Consider the following 7,914-nt stretch of genomic DNA (forward strand, 5'->3'; position numbering starts at 1 on the left):
GAGGGCGTGCCCATCCTCAATACCTTCGGCGCTAGCTCGAGCAGGGGCTAGCGCTCTTCTCTTGGGTAGGAGGGCCTCGGGATGCCGCCCCAGCGCTGGGGAAGCTGCGCCGAGGAAAGGTCTACCTTTGCCTTGCGGGCGGTACGATCGGGCACCTTATACTCCTTATATATAGGGGGGAGGTCAGCACGGCGCCTCCTTAGGCGGGCGAGTCGCAGCAGCTCAGCGCATCCCGAGCCGCCTTGAGGCTGCACAGCGAGCCCCGAGACTTAGTACCTTTGTACTAGTAATCAGACACCATCATGCTCAGCGAAACACAAGCCCTCCGCCTCGGTCGCCTCTTGGCCGCCTCAGCAGCGCTCCCCCTTACGGCCAGCGCCCAGCCCGCCGCCCCTGGGACGAAGGCCAAGCTCCCCACCACACGCCCCAACGTCCTCATCATCTACGCCGACGACCTCGGCTATGCCGACCTCGGCTGCTACGGCGCTCGGAATGTCAAGACGCCCCACATCGACCGCCTCGCCAGCCAAGGGCTACGCCTGACCAACGCCTATGCCGCAGCCGCCACCAGCACGCCCTCGCGCTACGGTATGCTGACGGGGCAGTACGCTTGGCGACGAGCGGGCACGGATGTCGCCCCAGGCAATGCGGGCATGATCATCCGCCCCGAGCAGTACACGATGGCCGACCTCTTCAAGGCCGCGGGCTACCGTACGGCGGCCTTCGGCAAGTGGCATCTGGGGCTGGGGGACAAGACGGGGACGCAGGACTGGAACGGCCTCGTCACGCCGGGGCTCGTGGATCTGGGCTTCGACGAGTCCTACATCATGGCGGCCACTGCCGACCGTGTACCCTGCGTCTTCATGCACAACGGGCGCGTGGCGGACTACGACCCCACGGCGCCCATTGAGGTGAACTATCGTCAGAACTTCGCGGGCGAGCCCACAGGGCGTACCCACCCCGAGCTCCTCTACAACCTACGCTCCAGCCACGGGCACGATATGTCTATCGTCAACGGTATCGGCCGCATCGGCTATATGAAGGGCGGAGGCAAGGCGCTCTGGAAGGATGAGAACATCGCCGACTCCATCACGCGGCACGCCATCGACTTCATCCGTGAGCAGAGCCAGCGTGCGGAGCCCTTCTTCGTCTACCTCGCCACCAACGACGTCCACGTACCGCGCTTCCCCCACCCGCGCTTCCGCGGTCAGAGCAGTATGGGGCTACGTGGGGATGCCATCGTACAATTCGACTGGTCGGTAGGAGAGGTGCTGCGCGCCCTGGATAGCCTCGGGATCGCGGATAATACGCTGGTAGTCCTCTCCAGCGATAATGGCGGCGTCATCGACGACGGCTATGACGACCGCGCCGAGGAGCTCCTCGGAGGGCACAACCCTTCCGGGCGCTACCGCGGGTATAAGTACAGCGCCTTCGAGGGCGGTACGCGCATCCCCGCCATCGTCCGCTGGCCAGGCGTCGTCCGTGCGGGGCGCAGCAGTGAGGCGCTGGTGACACAGGCCGACTGGCTGGCCTCCTTCGCTGCCCTACTCGGCGTCCAGCTCCCCGCCGAGGCCGCTCCCGACAGCCGTGATCAGCTGGCGGTATGGCTCGGGCAGAGCCGTCAGAGCCGTCCCTGGATCCTCCAGCAGGCGGCCGACAAGACGCTGGGCCTACGCGACGAGCGCTGGAAGTACATCGCCCCCTCCACACACGGGCCGATGATCACCTGGGGGCCCAAGATCGAGACGGGCTACCTGCCCACCCCGCAGCTCTACGACCTGAAGCACGACCCCGAGGAGCGGCACAATGTGGCCGACAAGCACCCCGAGCTCGTGCGCCGCTTCCAGCAGCTCGAGCAGCGCATCCGCGCGGGCAAGGAGTAGCACGGGGATGAGACGATTTGCCTCGCTTTGCGCAGCTCTTTGGGGCTTAGGTCGGGGCAAACCTTAGCATTCTAACAGACCCGCGCGACGACCCGAGCCTCGCCACAGGCCCGCTGAGGCTCGGAGCTGGGCCATCCGTAAGTCTTTTAAGATCCTTAGCCCGAGCGCCTTAGAACGCCCCTTAGCCCTGCCCCCAGCGAATGTCTACGGTGCGTCGTCTGATGTATGTTTTTTTAATACCTTTGCTCTAGGAGTTTAGCCCCCGTGCGCCCTATGGGGAGCTGAGGGCTGAGCCCCCAAGTACAAGCCTATTATTCATCACTAAATATCTGCTCTTATGAAGAAGCACAATTTCTCCGCTGGACCCTCCATCCTGGACGAAAGCGTGATCAAGGATGCAGCTGCTGCCGTCCTTAACTATGCAGGCACTGGCCTGTCTATCCTCGAAGTCTCTCACCGTGGCAAGGAGTTCACCGCTACGATGGAGGAGGCACGCCGTCTGATGAAGGAGCTGCTCGATATCCCTGAGGGCTACGAAGTGCTCTTCCTCGGGGGCGGCGCCAGCCTTCAGTTCACTCAGGTAGCCATGAACCTGCTGAAGACCAAGGCGGCCTACGTCGACTCTGGTACCTGGGCCAACAAGGCTGCCAAGGAAGCTAAGCTCTTCGGCGAAGTCGTCAGCTTCTCCTCCAAGGCCGACAACTACGTCTGGTACCCCAAGCCCTGGCTCACCGGCGAGGTGCCTAGCGATATCGACTACCTCCACCTGACGAGCAATAACACCGTCTACGGTACCGAGCTGCGCTACGATCCCGACGTCAACGTCCGCCTCGTAGGGGACATGTCCTCCGACATCTTCACCCGTGAGGTAGATATCGCTAAGTACGACCTCATCTATGGCGGTGCGCAGAAGAACATCGCACCCGCAGGGGCTACCTTCGTCATCGTACGTCGCGACGCCCTCGGCCACGTAGATCGTCCACTGCCTACGATGCTCGACTACCGCACGCACGTCGACAAGGACTCGATGTACAACACGCCTCCCGTCTTCCCCGTATACGTCGCCCTGCAGACGATGAAGTGGTACAAGGAGCTCGGTGGGGTCAAGGTACTGGAGCAGATGAACCTCGAGAAGGCCGCTATCCTCTACGACGAGATCGACCGCAACCCCCTCTTCCGTGGTACGGTCAATACGGAGGACCGCTCGATCATGAACGTGTGCTTCGTCATGAGCGAGGCCTACCAGGAGCTGGAGAAGGAGTTCTACGAATTCGCCTCCGCTCGCGGCTTCGTCAGCTTCAAGGGACACCGCTCCGTAGGCGGCTTCCGCGCTTCGCTCTACAACGCTATGCCTAAGAGCAGCGTTGAGTACTTCGTCCAGACGATGAAGGACTTCGAGCGCAAGGTCGCTAAGTAAGCCCCCCGCTACCACCAAGGCACTACGCTCGGAGCTCCTCGCCACAGCGGGGGGCTCCGAGGCGCGGCTGCCTGCACCTATATCTATCCCACACGACACGCATCATCATTACATCAACACTATGTCTAGAGTCCTTATTGCCACCGAAAAGCCCTTTGCTGCCCCCGCCGTAGCAGGGATCAAGTCTATCCTCAGCGAGGCTGGCTTCGAGGTCGTCCTCCTCGAGAAGTACAGCGCCAAGAGCGAGCTGCTGGCTGCCGTCGCTGATGTCGACGCCATCATCATCCGCAGCGACATCATCGACCAGGAGGTCTTCGACGCTGCCCCCCAGCTCAAGATCGTCGTGCGTGCTGGCGCAGGCTACGACAACGTAGACCTCGAGGCAGCTACCGCCCATGGTGTCTGCGTCATGAACACCCCAGGGCAGAACGCCAATGCCGTGGCTGAGCTCGTCTTCGCCCTGCTGCTCTTCACCGTCCGCAACCGCTTCAACGGCGCCTCGGGCACGGAGCTCAAGGACAAGAAACTGGGCCTCCTGGCCTACGGCAATACGGGGCGCAACGTCGCACGCATCGCCAAGGGCTTCGGCATGGATATCTACGCCTACGACCCCTTCACGCCTGCCGAAGTCATGCAGCAGGAGGGCGTACACCCCGTAGCTAGCCAGCGCGAGCTCTTCTCCACCTGCGACATCGTCTCCCTGCACATCCCCGCCACGCCCGAGACTAAGGGCTCCATCGGCCGCGAGCTGGTTAGCCTGCTGCCCAAGAAGGGTATCCTCGTGAACACCGCCCGCAAGGAGATCATCAACGAGCCCGAGCTGCTCGAGCTGCTCAAGGAGCGTGAGGACCTGCGCTTCCTCTCCGACATCCGTCCCGCAGCCCACGAGGACTACGAGGCTGCCCTCGGTGAGCGCTACTTCTCCACGCCCAAGAAGATGGGTGCCCAGACGGCTGAGGCCAATACCAACGCTGGGCTGGCCGCTGCCCGACAGATCGTGGGCTTCATCAAGGAGGGCAACGAGCGCTTCCGCCTCAACAAGTAGTCGCGCCGCCCTTACACACCCCTTAGATACCTACAGCTATGGCGATCATCAAACCATTCAGGGGCATACGTCCCCCCCAGGAGCTCGTCGAGCGCGTCGCCTCTCGCCCTTACGACGTCCTCAACAGTGAGGAGGCTCGTGCCGAGGCCGAGGGCAACGAGATGTCCCTCTACCATATCATCCGCCCTGAGATCGACTTCCCCGTCGGCACGGATGAGCATGACGAGGCGGTCTATGCTAAGGCTGCTGAGAACTTCCGCCGCTTTCGCGAGAAGGGCTGGCTCGTCCAGGACCCCGAGGAGAACTACTACGTCTATGCCCAGACGATGAACGGCAAGACGCAGTACGGCCTCGTCGTCTGCGCCGCTGTCCAGGACTACATGACGGGCGTCATCAAGAAGCATGAGCTGACACGCAAGGATAAGGAGGAGGACCGCATGAAGCACGTGCGCGTGAACAATGCCAATATCGAGCCGGTCTTCTTCGCCTACCCCGCCAAGGACGAGATCAACGCCATCGTAGCCAAGTACACGGCGGCCAAGCCCGTCTACAGCTTCATCGCGCCGCTGGACGGCTTCGGTCACGAGTTCTGGATCATCGATGACAAGAAGGACATCGCCCGCATCACGGAGCTCTTCGCCGAGATGCCCGCCCTCTACATCGCCGACGGTCACCACCGCTCTGCCGCTGCTGCCCTGGTCGGGGATGAGAAGCGTCGCCAGAACCCCAATCACCGTGGGGACGAGGAGTACAACTACTTCATGGCCGTGTGCTTCCCTGACGATCAGCTCACCATCATTGACTACAACCGCGTGGTCAAGGACCTCAATGGGCTAAGCAAGGAAGAGCTGCTGAAGCGCCTCGAGGAGCACTTCATCGTCGAGGACAAGGGGACGGAGATCTACCACCCCGCAGCGCTGCACAACTTCTCCCTCTACCTCGGAGACCACTGGTACTCGCTGACGGCGCGCCCCGGCACCTACGATGACCACGACCCCATCGGCGTACTCGACGTCACGATCTCCTCCCAGCTCATCCTCGACGAACTGCTGGGCATCAAGGATCTGCGCACCGACAAGCGCATCGACTTCGTCGGTGGCATCCGTGGCCTCGGGGAGCTGAAGAAGCGCGTCGATAGCGGTGAGATGAAGCTCGCCCTAGCGCTCTATCCCGTCTCGATGAAGCAGCTGATCGACATCGCCGACAGTGGGGCGATCATGCCACCCAAGACGACGTGGTTCGAGCCTAAGCTCCGCTCCGGTCTCATCATCCACGAGCTGGTCTAGCCGCTCGTCCCTCCCTTAGCGTAGCCCCTAGCACATCGCGGCTGGGGGCTACTGCTTTTACTTCTCTACCCCCCTTACCTCCATCTTACTACCATGAGTATACGCTCCTTGGCGCTAGCCCTGCTAGCGCTCGGCTTCGTCGGCTCCTGCGCCGACAGCCCTCGTCCCGAGAACGCTTCCCATCGCTTCGACCCACGCCCCACCGCAGAGGGCACGCTCCACCTCCGTATCTCCCCAGCACGCACCATACAGCTGCGGGGGCTTAGCCTGAGCGAAGACCCCATGCAGCAGATCACGCGCCTGCGCTTCGTCTTCTACGGCGGGGCGAAGCAGGACGCCGTGACCCTCGTCCGTGAGCGGGAGATCCAGTCCGTGGCGGAGCTGGCGGACCTCGCCCTCCGCCTCCCCATCGAGGACTATCGGCTCATCGTCATCGCCAATCCCGTCCCCGCCCTCGTCTCGCTGACGCAGGAGGGCAGCCCGCTCGCCGCCCTCAGTGAAGAGCTCGCCATCACGACGACCCAGCTCTACGGGGAGCGCTCAGTCATGACGCTGCCCATGCTCAATGCGCGCGGGGCGGTGCAGGTGTCGAAGGCGCAGTTCGACCTCAGTGCCACGCCCCAAGCCCTTACCCTTGAGCCGCTGCTGGCACGCGTCCTGGTCTATGGCGAGCCCGAGCTGCGTGCTGGGGCGCATAAGGGCAAGGCCGCCCCAGGCTATCTCCTCACCGCACAGCGCCGTCAGCTCATCCCGCTGCGTCCCCTGGCCCTCCTCAGGACGGGCGGCATGGAGCGCTACGACGACAGCTCCGATCCCAAGGACCGCTACCCCAAAGGGCCTCACTACGACAGCTGGGCGGTGAAGCCCCCGACGGAGCTCGCACCTTACTTCGCCTACTACAGCAGCGAGCACTATCTAGACCCCGAGCGCAGCTGGGCCAAGGCTCCCGCGACCCTCGGCACGGAGGCTGGCTGGCAGCGCCAGACGCAGATCTATGCCAAGGAGAGCACGCTGCCGCCCTCCTGCTATCAGGCGGCCTTGGTGCCCACGGTCTGCTACCGCTACGCCTATATCCCGAGTGGCCTGGCGCTCGGCGAGGAGGAGGGCTGGCTGAGCTTCCGCGGGCAGCGCTATAGCCAAAGTGACTTCCTCAAGATGCTCAAGGATAAGAGCTTCCCCAGCGAAGCCCTGCGGGAGGCCGTAGAGCGGGCGCAGCTCACCGAGGGCTCCTTCGCGAAGGCCTTCGAGCGTGAGGGGATCGCCTTCTACCACAAGGCGCTGAACTACTACTACATCCCCATCCGCCACTACGACGACAGTGCCGCCCCGACGATGAGCTCGCTGGGGCGCTACGGGCTGGTGCGTGGGCACGAATATCAGATCAAGGTCACGCAGATCTCGGCTCCTGGGATGGCCGTGCCGCGTGCGCTCAGCGAGGAGCGCAGCCTGCTGGTGGAGGAGCGGCTGCAGCACAGCGCTATCTCCGTCCAGTCCGTCATTATCAATAGCAGCGAGGTCGAGCTCTAGGCCGCTGAGGCCGCCGCTGCGGCACTCCCTCCGCACCTCCGCCACCCTGAGACGCCACGGGGCGGCACTCCCTTACCTGGGTGTGCCGCCCCGTCTTTTTATGCCCTCAGCCCGCCTCAGGCAGGCGCTGCACGCAGCTCCCTGCCTTTCCTCCGCCTCCTAGCTGCTCGGCCTCCCGCTGCTGAGGGATACCCATCAGCGCCCTGACTGCTATCCCTCACGCTGCTGACGGACGTCCCTCAGCGCGCTGAGGGATATCGGTCAGCGAGCCTCTCCCCCTAGGCGGGGGAAGCGCAAGGGAGCTGGGGGAAGCGCCTCGGGCGGTGGAGCGAAGTGCGAGGGAGCAGGGGGAAGTGCTCTATACTAAGGCCGTCGGCCTCATCCCGATCGGGGATGGAGCCGGCGGATTATTGCTCTAGGGCGGCGCGGACCTCAGCTGAGCGAAGGGCGCGGCGCGGGTAGGGTAGGGCGCTTTTAGCCAAGAGGCGGACTAGGGACGGACGGGACGGATAGGGAGGCCAAGGAAGCGGAAGCCATACCCCACTGCAGGGTTGAAGGTTTCCTTCCCCAACTCAAGGAATGTCACCCCTCTGTCGCATTCACCTGAGTAGAGCGTACTCGTCCAAAGCATAGTCATAGTGCCTCTAGTGTCGTTGATTGTCCCGCTCATAAAACCGGAGACGCAGATGACAATGGACTTACCATTAGCCTTACTGGTAGCTCGGAGGCATGGGATGTCATTGATCGTCTCCTTGG

Annotated in this window: 5 protein-coding genes; all 5 read left to right on the top strand. The window is 63.1% G+C overall.

What is annotated here, in order from left to right; genetic code table 11:
- The first annotated feature begins 302 nt into the window (after positions 1 to 302).
- The 5 genes from Q0248_RS05185 (at position 303) to Q0248_RS05205 (ending at position 7,158) form a co-directional block, all read left to right on the top strand.
- Positions 303 to 1,883: an arylsulfatase gene (locus Q0248_RS05185; RefSeq protein WP_299320481.1), complete on the top strand. Its 1,581-nt coding sequence runs from the start codon at positions 303 to 305 to the stop codon at positions 1,881 to 1,883.
- Positions 1,884 to 2,220: 337 nt separating this feature from the next.
- Positions 2,221 to 3,300: a 3-phosphoserine/phosphohydroxythreonine transaminase gene (serC, locus tag Q0248_RS05190; protein WP_299320483.1), complete on the top strand. Its 1,080-nt coding sequence runs from the start codon at positions 2,221 to 2,223 to the stop codon at positions 3,298 to 3,300.
- A gap of 121 nt (positions 3,301 to 3,421) precedes the next feature.
- Positions 3,422 to 4,345 (top strand): NAD(P)-dependent oxidoreductase, encoded by a 924-nt coding sequence (locus tag Q0248_RS05195; protein ID WP_299320486.1) that lies wholly within the window; start codon positions 3,422 to 3,424, stop codon positions 4,343 to 4,345.
- 38 nt (positions 4,346 to 4,383) lie between these two features.
- Positions 4,384 to 5,631 (top strand): DUF1015 domain-containing protein, encoded by a 1,248-nt coding sequence (locus tag Q0248_RS05200; protein WP_299320488.1) that lies wholly within the window; start codon positions 4,384 to 4,386, stop codon positions 5,629 to 5,631.
- 93 nt (positions 5,632 to 5,724) lie between these two features.
- Entirely contained in the window at positions 5,725 to 7,158 is a 1,434-nt protein-coding gene (locus Q0248_RS05205) for an Mfa1 fimbrilin C-terminal domain-containing protein (RefSeq protein WP_299320491.1), read from the top strand.
- The last annotated feature ends 756 nt before the right edge of the window (positions 7,159 to 7,914 follow it).

It is taken from the genome of uncultured Porphyromonas sp., from assembly GCF_938046015.1.
Classification (GTDB): Bacteria; Bacteroidota; Bacteroidia; order Bacteroidales; family Porphyromonadaceae; genus Porphyromonas.